This is a genomic window from Streptomyces sp. NPDC093018, assembly GCF_040684035.1.
GTDB classification, from domain to species: Bacteria; Actinomycetota; Actinomycetes; order Streptomycetales; family Streptomycetaceae; genus Streptomyces; species Streptomyces murinus.
The window spans coordinates 268,254-281,674 of record NZ_JBFBFF010000004.1 but is presented as its reverse complement, the minus strand read 5'-3'; the positions used below and the strand labels follow the sequence as shown (position 1 = coordinate 281,674).

The 13,421-nt window shown below is 72.3% G+C and carries 15 protein-coding genes and 1 pseudogene; 7 read left to right on the top strand and 9 right to left on the bottom strand.

Annotation, left to right across the window (positions count from 1 at the left end; translation table 11 throughout):
- Window positions 1–83 precede the first annotated feature (83 nt).
- On the top strand, window positions 84–554 hold the full coding sequence (locus tag AB0N90_RS11885) for a DUF1203 domain-containing protein (protein WP_365195267.1): 471 nt from the start codon (window positions 84–86) through the stop codon (window positions 552–554).
- On the opposite strand, the gene AB0N90_RS11880 is transcribed toward AB0N90_RS11885, so the two are convergent.
- Both AB0N90_RS11880 and AB0N90_RS11875 read right to left on the bottom strand, forming a co-directional pair.
- Window positions 475–1,389 carry a methyltransferase domain-containing protein gene (locus AB0N90_RS11880; protein ID WP_365195801.1) on the bottom strand — a complete coding sequence of 305 codons (915 nt, stop codon included), beginning with the start codon at window positions 1,387–1,389 and terminating at the stop codon, window positions 475–477. The genes AB0N90_RS11885 and AB0N90_RS11880 overlap by 80 nt on opposite strands.
- A gap of 183 nt (window positions 1,390–1,572) precedes the next feature.
- On the bottom strand, window positions 1,573–3,111 hold the full coding sequence (locus AB0N90_RS11875) for an FAD-dependent monooxygenase (RefSeq protein WP_365195264.1): 1,539 nt from the start codon (window positions 3,109–3,111) through the stop codon (window positions 1,573–1,575).
- A gap of 298 nt (window positions 3,112–3,409) precedes the next feature.
- Here AB0N90_RS11875 and AB0N90_RS11870 point away from each other — a divergent pair, with 298 nt between their 5' ends.
- Complete coding sequence (locus AB0N90_RS11870) at window positions 3,410–3,931, top strand: TetR family transcriptional regulator (RefSeq protein WP_365195799.1); 522 nt, start codon at window positions 3,410–3,412, stop codon at window positions 3,929–3,931.
- Between the two features lie 43 nt (window positions 3,932–3,974).
- Complete coding sequence (locus AB0N90_RS11865; RefSeq protein WP_365195263.1) at window positions 3,975–4,400, top strand: cytidine deaminase; 426 nt, start codon at window positions 3,975–3,977, stop codon at window positions 4,398–4,400.
- A 118-nt stretch (window positions 4,401–4,518) separates the two neighbouring features.
- On the opposite strand, the gene AB0N90_RS11860 is transcribed toward AB0N90_RS11865, so the two are convergent.
- Genes AB0N90_RS11860 through AB0N90_RS11850 form a run of 3 tightly spaced genes read right to left on the bottom strand, consistent with a single transcriptional unit; the run spans window position 4,519 to window position 7,270 of the window.
- Complete coding sequence (locus tag AB0N90_RS11860; protein ID WP_085564762.1) at window positions 4,519–4,794, bottom strand: hypothetical protein; 276 nt, start codon at window positions 4,792–4,794, stop codon at window positions 4,519–4,521.
- A 58-nt stretch (window positions 4,795–4,852) separates the two neighbouring features.
- Window positions 4,853–6,982 (bottom strand): 4-alpha-glucanotransferase, encoded by a 2,130-nt coding sequence (gene malQ, locus AB0N90_RS11855; RefSeq protein WP_365195260.1) that lies wholly within the window; start codon window positions 6,980–6,982, stop codon window positions 4,853–4,855.
- The gene (locus tag AB0N90_RS11850) at window positions 6,983–7,270 is read right to left on the bottom strand and encodes a hypothetical protein (protein ID WP_256638312.1); all 288 of its coding nucleotides are present in this window, start codon (window positions 7,268–7,270) and stop codon (window positions 6,983–6,985) included.
- 51 nt (window positions 7,271–7,321) lie between these two features.
- Between AB0N90_RS11850 and AB0N90_RS11845 the strand changes: the two are divergent.
- Window positions 7,322–7,704 (top strand): annotated as a pseudogene (locus tag AB0N90_RS11845) (PadR family transcriptional regulator); the annotation flags it as partial.
- A 211-nt stretch (window positions 7,705–7,915) separates the two neighbouring features.
- On the opposite strand, the gene AB0N90_RS11840 reads toward AB0N90_RS11845, so the two are convergent.
- The 3 genes from AB0N90_RS11840 to AB0N90_RS11830 form a co-directional block, all read right to left on the bottom strand.
- The gene (locus tag AB0N90_RS11840; RefSeq protein ID WP_365195257.1) at window positions 7,916–8,518 is read right to left on the bottom strand and encodes a hypothetical protein; all 603 of its coding nucleotides are present in this window, start codon (window positions 8,516–8,518) and stop codon (window positions 7,916–7,918) included.
- An 82-nt stretch (window positions 8,519–8,600) separates the two neighbouring features.
- Window positions 8,601–8,774, bottom strand: a complete 174-nt coding sequence (locus tag AB0N90_RS11835) for a DUF397 domain-containing protein (protein WP_365195255.1) — start codon at window positions 8,772–8,774, stop codon at window positions 8,601–8,603.
- A 4-nt stretch (window positions 8,775–8,778) separates the two neighbouring features.
- The gene (locus tag AB0N90_RS11830; RefSeq protein WP_365195253.1) at window positions 8,779–9,663 is read right to left on the bottom strand and encodes a helix-turn-helix transcriptional regulator; all 885 of its coding nucleotides are present in this window, start codon (window positions 9,661–9,663) and stop codon (window positions 8,779–8,781) included.
- A 134-nt stretch (window positions 9,664–9,797) separates the two neighbouring features.
- On the opposite strand from AB0N90_RS11830, the gene AB0N90_RS11825 reads away from it, so the two are divergent.
- The gene (locus AB0N90_RS11825; RefSeq protein WP_365195251.1) at window positions 9,798–10,271 is read left to right on the top strand and encodes an ATP-binding protein; all 474 of its coding nucleotides are present in this window, start codon (window positions 9,798–9,800) and stop codon (window positions 10,269–10,271) included.
- A gap of 370 nt (window positions 10,272–10,641) precedes the next feature.
- On the opposite strand, the gene AB0N90_RS11820 is transcribed toward AB0N90_RS11825, so the two are convergent.
- A complete protein-coding gene (locus AB0N90_RS11820; RefSeq protein WP_085564765.1) occupies window positions 10,642–11,178 on the bottom strand; it encodes an HNH endonuclease in 537 nt (178 codons plus the stop codon).
- 349 nt (window positions 11,179–11,527) lie between these two features.
- On the opposite strand from AB0N90_RS11820, the gene AB0N90_RS11815 reads away from it, so the two are divergent.
- Window positions 11,528–12,613 (top strand): mechanosensitive ion channel family protein, encoded by a 1,086-nt coding sequence (locus AB0N90_RS11815; RefSeq protein WP_365195796.1) that lies wholly within the window; start codon window positions 11,528–11,530, stop codon window positions 12,611–12,613.
- A gap of 141 nt (window positions 12,614–12,754) precedes the next feature.
- Entirely contained in the window at window positions 12,755–13,375 is a 621-nt protein-coding gene (locus tag AB0N90_RS11810; RefSeq protein ID WP_365195249.1) for a Uma2 family endonuclease, read from the top strand.
- Window positions 13,376–13,421: the final 46 nt, after the last annotated feature.

The following is a 13,421-nucleotide window of genomic DNA, read 5'->3' as shown; positions in this document are numbered from 1 at the left end:
CGCCATCCTTCCATGCCGTCCGGCGGGAACGCGATGTCCGTATGCCGCCGGTGACGTGGGCCGCGCCGCCGGAAGGTGGACTCATGACGACGTACACCGTGTGCCCCATTCCGGCCGGCACTCTCGCCGCGCTGCTCACCGAGGACGACGCGGGCGTTCCCGCGGCGGGTTACCTCGACCCGGAGGGCGGCGCTCCGCTGCGCTGCTGTCTGCGCCGCAGCGCACCCGGGGAGCGCATCGCCCTGGTCTCGTACGCCCCGCTGCGCCGCTGGGCGGCGGAAACCGGCGCCCGCCCCGGCGCGTACGACGAGCGGGGGCCGGTCTTCGTGCACGCGAACGGCTGCCCCGGCCGGCCCGGCCCGGAGCTGCCCTTCACCGACACCCACCGCGTCCTGCGCCGCTACTCGGCGCAGGGGCACATCCTCGGCGGGGAACTGGTGAGCGAGGACTTCCCGGCGGCCCTCGCCTGGGCGTTCAGCGACCCGGAGGTGGCGTCGGTCCATGTGCGGGCTGTGGAGTACGGCTGCTTCCTGTACGAGGTGCGCCGGGGCTGACCGGCCGCCGCCGGTAGACGGTGGCCAGGGCGGAGACCGTGACCCGCCCGGCCACTCCGGCGGGCTCCAGGTGGCGTGCGCTCGGGGTCATCGCGACCAGGTCGAGGGCCTGCGCCGCGTCCAGGTCCAGCCCGTACTCGACCCGTGCGGTGCCGCCGTCCTCGAAGTAGGGGTCCAGCGCGCGGTGCAGCCGCCGCTCCTTGTCCGGGTCGACGGCGACCATTGCGGGCAGCCGGTCGCGCAGTTCGGCGAGGTGCCGGGCGGTGGGGCGGACGACGACCAGGCGGCCGTGCGGGCGCAGCACGCGGTGGAACTCGGCGGGATTGCGCGGGGCGAACACGTCCAGGACGACATCGGCCGTGCCGTCGGCCAGCGGGAGCGGGCGGAAGAGGTCCCAGCTCACCGCGGCGGCCCGGTCGTGGGCCCGCGCGGCCGAGCGCAGGGCGCGCGCGGAGGAGTCCAGGCCGAGGCCGCGGGCGCCGGGCAGCCGGTCGAGGACACCGGCGAGGTGGTAGCCGGTGCCGCAGCCCGCGTCCACGACCGTGGCCGGGCGCGTCCCCGTCCCGGCGGCCAGCCGGGCCACGGCCCGCCGCAGCGGCGCGTATCCGCCGGTGGCCAGGAAGCGTTCCCTGGCGCGGACCATGGGCGCGTCGTCGCCGCTGGTGGCGCGGGCGCCGGTCAGGAGGGCGGCGTAGCCGGGGCGGGCGATGTCGAAGGTGTGCCCGGCCGGGCAGCGCAGGGCGCCGGGGGCGGGGCTCAGGTGGGGTGCGCGGCAGGTGGGGCAGCGCAGCAGGTCGAGGAGGGGAAGGAGGGCGCGCGAAAGCGGCGCGGGCATGGCGGACATGGGAAAGGCACTCCTGGCGGACCGACGGGAGGGGACGGTGCCCGGGGTTCATGCCGCCGGGCACAGCGAGGAGGGCGATGCCGTACGGCGTCGCCCTCGTCGTCCTCCGGTCAGAGGAAGCAGTGGTGCGGGGTGCTCAGGACTGCCACGTGGAGAGTGTAAGCGGCGTCCCTCTCAGTGGAGTTGGCGGGCGGGGGCGGGGCCCAGGCAGGTGGTCAGGACGGATCGCAGGGCGCCCGGGGCGGGGTCGGCGTCCGTGGCCCAGGCCGCGTAGCCGTCGGGGCGGACCAGGAGGGTGGTACGGCGGGCGCTCGCCCAGTGGGCCGTGGTCAGACGGTCGGGGTGGGGCGGGAGTTCGGGGGTCGGGGGCTCTTGGACCAGAGGCTCGTGGGCCGGGGTGATCAGGACGAAGTGGCCGTCGCGCAGGGCCTCGTAGAGGCGGGTGCCGTCGGCGAGGCGGACGTCGGGGACGCGGGTGCCGGTGAGCGGGTGGGTGCCGCGGGGCACGGGGTAGCGGTAGCCGATGCCGGTGATCTGGGCGGTGGCCTTGCGGCGGGCGGGGCCGAGGGTGCTCACGAGCCCGGTGAGCGCGGCGCGGGCGGCCCGGGTCCAGGGGTGCTTGACCATCGCCAGCCGCACGAGCCCGCCGCTGCTGCGCAGGACCGCCTTGCCGACGGGGTGCCGTTCGGACTGGTAGGTGTCGAGCAGGGCCGGGTCCGCGTGCCCGGCGAGGACGGAGACCAGCTTCCAGCTGAGGTTGGCCGCGTCCTGGAGGCCGGTGTTCATGCCCTGTCCGCCGGCCGGGGTGTGCACATGCGCGGCGTCCCCGGCGAGGAACACCCGCCCGACCCGGTACGCCGGTGCCTGCCGCTCGTCGCTGTGGAAGCGGGACATCCAGCGGGCGTCGTGCATCCCGTAGTCACGGCCGAGCGCAAGCCGGGTGATCTCCTTGACCTCGGCCAGGTCCAGCGGCTCGGTGTCGGGCACATCGCGGCCGCGGTGCCAGCCGATCACCCGGTGGTACCCGTCCCCGAACGGCGCGAGGAACGCGAACGCGTCGCCCACCGCGTTGACCGTGAGCAGCCCCTCCGGCTGCTCGGCGAGCTTCACATCGGCCAGGACGACGGAGCGGAGCACCGACTTCCCGGGGAACGGCAGCCCGATCGCACCGCGCACCGCGCTGCGCATGCCGTCCGCGCCGACGACGTACGCGGCCCGCAGCGACTCCGTACGGCCGTCCGCGCCGCGGGTCTCGACCGTCACCCCGTCCGCGTCCTGGACGAGCCCGGTCATCTCGGTGTCGTACCGGAACCCGGCCCCCGCCTCGACGGCCCGCCGCGCCAGCGCCTTCTCGACCTCGTACTGCGGAAGGACGAGGACGTGGTTGAAGCGGGAGGGGAGGTCAGTGAGGTCGATGGAGAGGCGGCCGAAGAGGCGCAGCCGGTCAAGGGTGCGGCCGGTGGCCTCCAGCTCGTCGGCGAGGCCGCGGGCGTCGAGTTGTTCGAGGGTGCGGGCGTGCAGGGCGAAGGCACGGGAGAGGTTGCTGATCTTCCGGGGGCGCTTCTCCAGCACGGTGACCGGGATACCGGCGGTGGCGAGATCACCGGCGAGGAGGAGGCCGGTGGGTCCGGAGCCGACGACGATGACGCCGGTGTGGTCGGTGGTGCCGGTGGCGCGAGTGGTGCTGGTGGGATTTCCGTTGGTGCCGGTCATGGTGGCCTCCTGTGGGTGCCAACGCCCGTGGGTCAACGTTTGTTGGCCAACCTCTGTCGGCCAACGCTTGTTGGTCAACACCTGTTGGCCAACGTCCGTTGACAACGGTAGTGCGGGGCCGGAGGCGGGTCAACACTTGTTGGCCCACGCGTGTTGGCCTACGCTCGTTGGCGTGACCGAAAAGCACCCGTCCCCGCCCGCGCCCCCGCCCGCGCCCGCGCCCGCGCCCGCGCCGGAACCCACCACCTCCCCCGCGCCCGCACCCCCACCCCGCCGCTCCGACACCACCCGCACCGCGATCCTCACCGCCGCCCGCGAACGCTTCGCCGCCGACGGCTACGACCGGGCCACCATCCGCGCCATCGCCAAGGACGCGGGGATCGACCCGTCGATGGTGATGCGCTACTTCGGCAGCAAGGAGGGACTGTTCGCCGCGGCCATCGACGTCGATCTGCGGCTGCCCGACCTCACGCCGGTGCCGCGGGAGGAGGCCGGCCGCGCGCTGGTGGGCCACTTCCTCGACCTGTGGGAGGGGAACGAGCAGCTGCGGGCCATGCTGCGGGTCGGCGTCACCAATCAGGCCGGGGCCGAGCGGATGCAGGGCGTCTTCCGCGACCAGCTGCTCCCGGTGGCCCGGCAGGTGTGCCCCGACCCCGAGCAGGTCCCGGCCCGCGCCGCCCTCTGCGCCGCCCAGCTCCTCGGCCTGGCGCTCACCCGGCATGTTCTCCGGATGCCCGCCTCGCAGGCGCTGACCAGGGAGGAGCTGGTGGCCTGGATGGGACCGACGGTGCAGCGCTATCTGACCGCGCCGAACCCGTGAAACAAGATGCGGTACGCCTCCCGCCGGGAGAGACTCACTGCCCGTGAACACCACTGACGGCACCGAAGCCGGCGCCGACGCCGACCTCGCCCTCGTCGCCGCCGCCCGCCGCGTCGCCGAGGAGTACGCGCGCCCCGACCTGCACACCGTGGCGGCGGCCGCGCGCACCGGCGACGGCGGGATCGTCACGGCCGTGAACGTCTACCACTTCACCGGCGGCCCCTGCGCCGAGCTGGTCGTGATCGGCGCCGCCGCGGGGCAGGGGTCGTACGAGCTGACCGCGATGGTCGCCGTGCGCTCGCGCGACATGGCGGTGATCCCGCCCTGTGGCCGCTGCCGGCAGGTGCTGATCGACTACTTCCCCGGCATCGAGGTCCTGGTCCAGACCGAGGGGCAGCGGCTGACCCGGCTGCCCGTCGCCGAGCTGCTCCCGGCCGCCTTCAGCCGCTCGGCACCGGAGCAGCCGTAGCGAAACAGGAATGCGCGGACGCGGAAACGCCGAGGGCGCCGACCTCACCCGGGTACGGCGAACGCGCGTACCGACGGGAGGACAGGCGCCCCCGGCGTAAGAACAGATGATCCGGCGATCAGACCTTGGCCTGGGCGTCGGGCTTGACGTTGATGTTGGACGAGGGCGTCTTGCTCTTGTTGGGGGACAGCACCATCACCAGACCGGCGATGACCCCGAAGAGGACCAGCGGGAGCAGCACGTACAGACCCAGCGTCTGGACGACGCTCAGGCCCGGGCCGGGGTCGTCGCCGTCGTCGCGGATCAGCGCGAGCGCAGGGGACGACATGAGCAGCATCATCAGCGTCGTACCGGCGCCCAGGGTGCCGGCGCGCAGGGCGTTCTTCTTGTCCACGATCTCAAGTTAGCGAATCACCCGGAAGGACGCGCGCCCGGGGTCCCGTAGCGGCTCCTCAACCGCCCCTGAGCTGGGCGAACACCTCCAGAAGCGCGCGCAGTCGCGGGGCGGCCGTCAATTCCTCCAGCGGTACCGCCCTGCCCTCGCGGTCCGCGATCGGCAACCGCCAGTTGGGGTATTCGGCGCAGGTGCCCGGCAGATTCTGCGGGCGCCGGTCGCCCACGCCGTCCGGGAGCCAGACCCCGATCAGCCGGGCCGGGGTGCGCAGCAGGAACCGGTGGACGGCACGGACCTCCGCCTCCTCGTCGGCACCGGGCGGCCCGGTCGCCGTACCACCCACCGGCCCGAGGCCGCCCACCGGTCCGAGGCCGCCCACCAGTCCGAGGCTGCCCAGCAGGGCGAGCCACTCGGCGGCGTCGGCGACGGCCTCGGCGCGTTCCTCTGCGGCGGGGCGGGTGAGCAGGCCGAGCCGGTCGCGCAGTTCGACGTGGTCGCCGGTGAGGCGGGCGGCGGTGGGCGGCAGATCGTGGGTGGTGGCGGTGGCGAGGCAGTCGGCGCGCCAGCGTTCGGGGGGCAGCGGGCGGCCGTCGCCGGTCCAGTCGCGTTCGAACCAGAGCACGGAGGTGCCGAGCACGCCGCGCCGCTGCAGAGTCTCGCGGACGCCGGGTGCCACGGTGCCGAGGTCCTCGCCGATGACAACGGATCCGGCGCGCCCGGCCTCCAGGGCGAGGACGGCGAGCATGGCCTCGGCGTCGTAATGGACGTACGTGCCCTCGGTGGGCGGGCTGCCCTGGGGGATCCACCAGAGCCGGAACAGGCCCATGACGTGGTCGATGCGCAGGGCGCCCGCATAGCCGAACAGGGCGCGCAGGAGGTCGCGGAAGGGGGCGTAGCCGCAGGCGGCGAGGCGGTCGGGACGCCAGGGCGGCAGGCCCCAGTCCTGGCCGCGCGCGTTGAAGGCGTCCGGGGGCGCGCCGACCGACGTGCCGGCGGCGAAGACGTCCTGCTGGGCCCAGGAGTCGGCGCCCTCGGGATGCACGCCGACGGCGAGGTCGTGCACGATCCCGACCGGCATCCCGGCTTCCCGGGCGGTGCGCTGCGCGGCCCGCAGCTGTCCGTCGGTGAGCCAGGCGAGGCGGGTGTGGAAGGCGACGCGGTCGGCGAGTTCGGCGCGGGCGCGGGCGGTCGCCGCGGAGCGGGGGTCGCGCAGGCCGTCGGGCCAGGTGGTCCAGTCGGGGCCGTGGGTCTCGGCGAGGGCGTAGTACGTGGCGTGGTCGTCGAGGGCCTGCCCGTGGGCGGCGCGGAAGGCGTCGTAGGCGGCGCGGCGGCCGGGTCCCAGGGGGACGGCGAGGACTGTCTCCAGTGCCTCGCGCTTGAGCTCCCACACCGCGTCGCGGTCGATCAGGGCGCCCTTGTCGAGCACGGCGGCCCGCAGCCGCGCGGCCCGCTCCAGCAGCCCGGCGAGCCGTTCGCGGTCCTCGGCGTACGCGTACTCGGGGACGTCCTCGACCCGCAGATGCACGGGGTCGGGGAAGCGCCGGGAGGAGGGCCGGTACGGCGACGGGTCCGTGGGCGCGCCGGGCACGGCCGAGTGCAGCGGGTTGACCTGCACGAACCCGGCCCCGGCGACCCTCCCGGCCCAGTCGGCCAGCTCGGCGAGGTCCCCGAGGTCGCCCATCCCCCAGGAGCGGCGGGAGAGCAGGGAGTACAGCTGGACGAGGAGTCCGTAGGAGCGTCCGGGCGGCGCGGGCAGCCGGTCGGGGGCGACGACGAGGTGGGCGTGAGCGGTGCGGCCGTCGGGGGCGGTGGCGGTGACCCGGTGGATGCCGAGGGGCAGCCCGGCGACGAGGGGGGCGCTCGCGCGGTACGACTCCTCGCCCTCCTCCGTCTCGATACGCACCCGGGTGCCGGGCGGCAGGGCGGTGAGGGCGGCGGGGTCGTGGGTGTCGCCGGCCCAGTGCACGACGGTCGGCGGCAGCAGGCGCTCGCCCAGCGCGCGTTCCCGGTCGGCGAGCGCGGCGCGGACCGCTTCGGGGGTGGTGGCGTCGACGCCGAGGGCATGCAGCGCGGCGACGACGGCGGAGGTGGGGACGGTGACCGTACGGTCCGGGGCGGGGCGGTAGGAGACGGCGACCCCGTGCAGCTCGGCGAGCCGTGCCAGCTCGTCCGTGCGCGTCCCCGTCATCTACGACCCCGCCGCGTAGGCGTCCGACTCGCTGGTGAGGGTGCTGGTGTCGGCGAGCGGCGGCTCGCTGGTCAGGGGCTCGGCGGCGGGCAGCGGCGGCTCACTGGTGAGCGGCGCCGTGGTGGCGGCGGCCTCCGCGTTGAACGCGTACAGCCTGATCTCTCCGGTCTCGGTGGACTCGATCGACTCGATGGTCTCGGCGGACGTCTCCGCCAGGGGTTTGCGCACACTGTCGGCACGGCCGTGTTTCCACTGGGCCGGAATCGGGGTGCGGGCCGGTGCGGCCACGGGGGCCTCCTTGTCCTGGGTCTTCGGGGGTCGTCCTGGGCCTTGGGGGTCATCGCAGCCCTACCCCGTGAACGCCGTCGCACTCACGAACGCCGCCCGCAGGCGCGCGCCCGCCGGCCTACGGGCAGGTCTAGCCGACGCTGCAACGCCTGGTCAGGGACGGTCTCGCGGAGATCGAGGGGAGGGACACGGACGGCGGTCCCGAGCGCACCCGGTACCGGTCGACGGGCGCCGGCGCGCGGGAGCCGGCGCACTGGGCCGGTGAGATCGCGCCGCCCGCGCCGTTCGTGTCGAACGAGATCTTCGCCAGGGTCGTCGTCTCCGTCCTGTCCTGCGGCGATCCGGCCGCCTGTCTGCACGCCCAGCAGGCCGCGCACACGGCGCGAATGCGGGAGCTGACGGCGGCCAAGACGGCCCCGGGCGCCGACCTGGCCGCACGGACGAGGCGCAACGGTGCATGCGGAGCCGCCCGGCGTACGACACCGAACCTTCGCCCGGTCGTACGATCCCCGCCGGCAACGGTGCCTCGCCGCTCCTCAGGCCCCCCGCGCTTCACGTTCGTCTCGACCTCCGAGGTCAACGTGGTCAGCCGGGCCCCCGGTGGTGGCCATCCAGCGCAGGTCGGCGTCGAGGTGGTTCAGGGCGTCACCTCTCCGGGTGGTGGAGTTCCAGTGGGTCGCCGAGTCGGGTGAGCGATGAATCCCCTCTTCGCACGGCCTGAACACGCGCGCGTTCGCCAGGCAGCAGGACAAGGAGGACCAGGGGGCCGGTCAGATCCCGTCGGGAAAGCACCGAGGTCCCGGGGAGGGCCGGTGAACAGCGCTCGATCTCGATGAGGTCCGCCTCGCCGCTCACCAGGAGCTCCCACACGTGCACGAACGCCTCGCCGTCGCTGTGGGGGCCAGGTCTCGTGTACACCAGGGACTCGGATTCGGCGACCACGGACATCGGCGCCCCGGCGAGCACGCCCTCGACGGCGGAGGGGTCCGCCGTCTCCACGCCCACGATGCCCCCGCTGAGATGTTCCGGGCGCTCCCAGACGCCGTCTTCCCCGCGCGAGGAGTAGTACAGCTCTTCGGCCATGAGGCCGTCGCCCCTGCGGTGCAGAAGGAGGACGAATCCGAGGTCGCCGCCGATCCAGACGTCGGCGACGAGGGGGGTGTCGGCGTCCGGGCCCGGATGATGTGCCGTGGCGCGGGCATGCGTCGGGTGCCCCAGCCGGAGGGCGGTCCCGGCGATGTCAGCCATCGACTCCCTCATGGTTACTTCCGCCTTCTCGTCCGTCAGGCCGTGCGGTCCCGGGGGCGCGGGGGCTCCCGGGACCGTGCTGTCAGCCGAGCGAAGCGGTGAACTCCGTCCAGGCACGGGGGTCGAGACGGAGCAGCGGCCCGTCGGGGGTCTTGGAGTCGCGGACGGCGACGACGTCGGGGACGTTGCGGGCGACTTCGACGCACTGGCCCCCGGTGTTGCTGTAGCTGGACTTCACGAAGTCGAACTCGGGCATGAGGTCAGATCTCCTGGCGAATGGTGTCGATCAGCTGGGCCGAATCACGCTGGGCGCGGCTGAGTCGGGCCGTGCGCTCGAAGAAGGCGCCGTACGCCGTGCTGTCGGACTTGTTCTCCGCCCACACCGTGGACGTGATGGTGTCCGCGTGAACGACGTCCACCGCCTCACTCTCAGCGAACGAGATGATGGTAAACGAAGCGGTGAGACAGGGGTGCCCGCCCGCATGGAACGGCAATACCTGCAAGCGGACGTTGGGCAGTTCGGCCACCTTCAGCAGGTGCTCCAGCTGGGCGCGCATGACACCGGGACCGCCGATCAACTGCCGTAGTGCCGCCTCCCAGACGATGGCGTACACCTCAAGTGGGCGCTCGTCGTACAGCCGTTGCTGACGACGCATGCGGATCTCCACCAGGCGCTCGATCTCGTCCGGGTCCTCCCAGACACCCGCGCCTTCGCTGATCGCGAGTGAACGGGCGTACTCCGCGGTTTGGAACAGACCCGGAATCATGGAGAGTTCCCATGTTCGTACACGGCTGGCGGCGTCCTCCAGCGCGATGTACTCCGTGAGCGTGCCCGGGTGGGGCGAGTCCTGCCACCAGCCCTTGGCCTTACGGCGTTCGCGGTCCAGTCTTGCCAGGTCCAGCAGCCGGCCCACCGCCTCGGGATCGTCGAGCCCGTAGCACTCGCAGAGCACACGGATGTCCGGGTCCCGCATCGGGACCCAGCCCTGTTCCATCTTCACGATCTTCGAGTTCGTCGCGTTGATCGCCTCGGCGGCCTGCCGTTGGGTCTTGCCCGCCGCGTCACGCAGCCGCAGCAGTTCTCCACCGAGCCTGCGGCCCAGGACAGTTGACGTTCGGTTACCCAGGGATGAGGTACGAGTCACGGCCTCAGTCTGTCGCATCCTGACGGCACGTCACTCGTTGGAGACAATTATCTCCGCAGACATTGCATCTATAACTCAAGCGTCGCTACCGTCAGCCTTCGGTCGCTCACTCAGCGAATTCACCGGAGGCTCCCATGCCCGACGCCATCCCCTCCCCCATCGCCCTCGTCCACGAGGACCAGCTCGACTACACCCCCCTCCCCCGCAGCGTCACCCTGGCCCGGCACCGCACCTCGCGCCTGGTCGGCGAGTGGGGGTACACGGCGCTCACCGAAGACGTCGCCATCGTCGTCAGCGAGCTGATGACCAACGCCCTGCTGCACGGCAGCCTGCGCGGCCGGTTCATCCGGCTGCGGGTCCTCACCACGGCCGCCGCCCTCCGCGTCGAGGTCAGCGACCCCCGCGGCGAACTCCGGCCGAGCCTCCGTGCGGTGACCGGCGACCAGCGGTTCGGGCGGGGTCTGCTGCTGGTCCAGGCACTGGCGGACGACTGGGGCGTGGCGCCACGGGCCGGCGTCGGCAAGACGGTCTGGGCCCAGTGGAGCCTCGGGCCCGCGCCGGTCACCGCTCCGGGTGATGGAGTTCCAGTAAGGCACCCAGTCGAGTGAGCGATGAATCCCCTCTTCGCACGGTCTGAACGCGCATACGTCCGCCAGGCAGCAGGACAAGGAGGACCAAGGGGCCGGTCAGCTCCCGCCTGGAGGGCGCCGGGGCCTCGGGGAGGGCCGGTGAAGAGCGCCCGATCTCGATGAGGTCCGCCTCACCACTCAGCAGGAGCTCCCACACGTGCACGAACGCCTCGCCGGCGGAGGGGTCCGCCGTCTCCACGCCCACAATGCCCCCACACAGCGCAACACGCAGTGCAACGCAATAAGGGCAGCGCCGGCCGGCATGGCCCATGAGCGGGCACGCCCCCGCGCCCCGCGTCCCCGCCCGAGGAGGCCGGGGCGCGGGGCGGACGCGCAGAGGCCCGGATCGTCAGGCTGAGATGCCGTCGATCCGGGCCATGGCGTCGTCCGCGCCGTACGGCTGTAGGTAGGGCAGCCAGCGCGGGTCCCTATGGCCGGTGCCGATGATGCGCCAGGCCAGACCGGTGGGCGGGGCGGGTTTGTGGTGCAGGCGCCAGCCCAGTTCGACGAGGTGGCGGTCGGCCTTCACGTGGTTGCAGCGGCGGCAGGAGGCCACCACGTTGTCCCAGACGTGCTTGCCCCCGCGGCTGCGCGGGATGACGTGGTCGACGCTGGTTGCGACGCCACCGCAGTACATGCACCGGCCTCCGTCGCGTGCGAAGAGCGCACGGCGGGTGAGCGGAACGGGTCCGCGGTAGGGAACCCGGACGAATCGCTTGAGCCGGACCACGCTGGGTGCGGGGAGTGTGACGGTCGCGCTGTGCATAAAGGCGCCGGATTCCTCAAGGGAGACGGCCTTGTTCTCCAGGACGAGGATGAGCGCGCGGCGGAGCGGTACGACGCCGAGCGGCTCGTACGACGCGTTGAGGACCAGGACATGCGGCACGGGTGCCTCCTTGGGCGTCGGCGGCGCGTGGCTCGCGCCGGGACGATCTGCAGCCAGTCTCCCCTCATGCCTGGTGGCGGCGCCACCATGTCCCGGTAACGGGCTGGGAGTGTTTTCGACCACAGGGGATACATCCCCAGGATCACGGCCTGTTCAAGCCAGGGTGAGCCGTGTCTCTCCTGCGCCCCTCCTTGGCGGATCCGCACAGGACACCCACAATGCCCCGTTAGTGTGGTGGTGCTGGCCGTCCGGTGATCTTTTCGTGACCTCGCAGACCCTGCCCGCCCCACCGGTACGGACCGTGCAGCACCTGGAGGTACCTGCCGTGTCGTCCTTGCCCGTGGTCCTGATGGCCGCCGGTGCGTCTTCGTCCCCGTCGCCGTTCCCCTCGGGTACGGCGCCTGCGGTGCCGACGCTCCAGGACGCCCAGGAGAGCGCGACGAACGCGGCGAGCTGGGTCGAGCAGAACTGGTCGACGTGGCTCGCCATGGGACTGCAGATCCTGCTGATCATCGTCGTGGCGGTCGCGCTGAGATCGGTGGTGCGGCGGGCGATCACCAAGCTGATAGAGCGGATGGCCCGGACCGCGCAGGCCGTGGACGGCACCGCGCTGGGCGGGCTGCTGGTCAACGCGGAGCGGCGGCGGCAGCGGTCGGCGGCGATAGGGTCCGTGCTGCGCTCGGTGGCGAGCTTCCTGATCCTCGGTACGGCGGCGCTGATGGTGCTGTCCACCTTCAAGATCAACCTGGCCCCGCTGCTGGCGTCCGCCGGTGTCGCCGGTGTCGCGATCGGTTTCGGCGCGCGGAACCTCGTCACGGACTTCCTGTCCGGTGTGTTCATGATCCTGGAGGACCAGTACGGCGTCGGCGACGTGATCGACGCGGGCGTGGCCACCGGCGAGGTGATCGAGGTCGGGCTGCGCGTGACGAAGCTGCGCGGTGCCGAGGGCGAGATCTGGTACGTCCGCAACGGCGAGGTCAAGCGGATCGGCAACCTGTCCCAGGGCTGGGCGACGGCCGGGGTCGATGTGACCGTGCGGGCGAGCGAGGATCTGGACAAGGTCAAGGCGACGCTGGACGAGGTCGCCGAGAAGACGAGCAAGGAAGAGCCCTGGAACGAGCTGCTGTGGGGCCCGATCGAGGTCCTCGGCCTGGACTCCGTGCTCATCGACTCCATGGTGGTCCGCGTCTCCGCCAAGACCATGCCCGGCAAGTCCGTCACCGTCGAACGCGAACTGCGCTGGCGCATCAAGCGCGCCTTCGACGCGGCGCACATCCGCATCGTGGGCGGCGCGACGGCCGTCGAGGACGTGCAGGACCTGCCCGACCCGACCGCCGCGGTCGCCGCCCCCTCCGCCTTCTCCAACTCCGACTCCCCGCAGTCGATGGCGACGACCCCGATCACGACGCAGCGGACGGTTCCGCCGAGGAAGTAGAAGTAGGGGAACGGTTCAGCACGCTCGTTCGAGTGAAGGGGTGGGGCATTCCGGCGCGGTGGCGTTCGGGGTGCCCCATCGTTCTGCCGGGGCGCCCGGAGCGGGCTTAGCCTGGCATCGATGCGACAAGGAGAACGAGCGATGAGCGCCGGACCTCTCGTGGAGCCGATGATGACGCAGGACCCCATCGATCTGCTGATCGCGTTCGAGAAGGCGTCGGTGGCGCCGATTCGACCCGAGTACATCGAGGGGACGGTCATCGTGCCGCCGCAGCCGGATTACAACCACAGCAAGGGCGCGGTCAAGCTCACCTTCCAGCTCCACATGGCCGGACTCGATCTGGCGGGTATGGGCATGGGCTTCCGCGCGGCCCACCAGGACGGCAGCACCATGGCATTGGTGATCCCCGACTTCTACATCCTGCGCCGTGAGCCGACCGAACTGGACAGCTCGTATCTCAAGGTCCACAAGGGCTGGTACCCGATCGGCATGATCGCTCTGGTCGGCGAGGTCACGTCGTCCAACCACGCCATCGACACGGGTGCCAAGCTGGCCGCTTACGCCGCAGCCGGAATCCCGGTCTATGTCCTGATCAACCGCGAAACGCGGACGGCCCACTGCTACACCGGACCGACGCTTTCCGGTGACAACCCCGTAGAGGCCTACTACGAGCACGACATCAAGGTCGACCTCGGCGACCCCCTCCCCCTTCCGGCGCCGTACCCCACCCTCGACACCAGCCCCTTCCTCGTCACCAGCTGACGAGCCCTCCGCACCCCCGAGATAACGACTCCGTTGCCTCGGGGGT

Coding starts and splice junctions, on each gene's coding strand:
- malQ (WP_365195260.1), bottom strand. CDS start 6,982: ATGACGGGGACGCGCACGGACGAGCTGGCACGGCTCGCCGAGCTGCAC.
- AB0N90_RS11810 (WP_365195249.1), top strand. CDS start 12,755: ATGAGCGCCGGACCTCTCGTGGAGCCGATGATGACGCAGGACCCCATC.
- AB0N90_RS11825 (WP_365195251.1), top strand. CDS start 9,798: ATGCCCGACGCCATCCCCTCCCCCATCGCCCTCGTCCACGAGGACCAG.
- AB0N90_RS11840 (WP_365195257.1), bottom strand. CDS start 8,518: ATGGCTGACATCGCCGGGACCGCCCTCCGGCTGGGGCACCCGACGCAT.
- AB0N90_RS11815 (WP_365195796.1), top strand. CDS start 11,528: ATGGCCGCCGGTGCGTCTTCGTCCCCGTCGCCGTTCCCCTCGGGTACG.
- AB0N90_RS11835 (WP_365195255.1), bottom strand. CDS start 8,774: ATGCCCGAGTTCGACTTCGTGAAGTCCAGCTACAGCAACACCGGGGGC.
- AB0N90_RS11880 (WP_365195801.1), bottom strand. CDS start 1,389: ATGCCCGCGCCGCTTTCGCGCGCCCTCCTTCCCCTCCTCGACCTGCTG.
- AB0N90_RS11885 (WP_365195267.1), top strand. CDS start 84: ATGACGACGTACACCGTGTGCCCCATTCCGGCCGGCACTCTCGCCGCG.
- AB0N90_RS11875 (WP_365195264.1), bottom strand. CDS start 3,111: ATGACCGGCACCAACGGAAATCCCACCAGCACCACTCGCGCCACCGGC.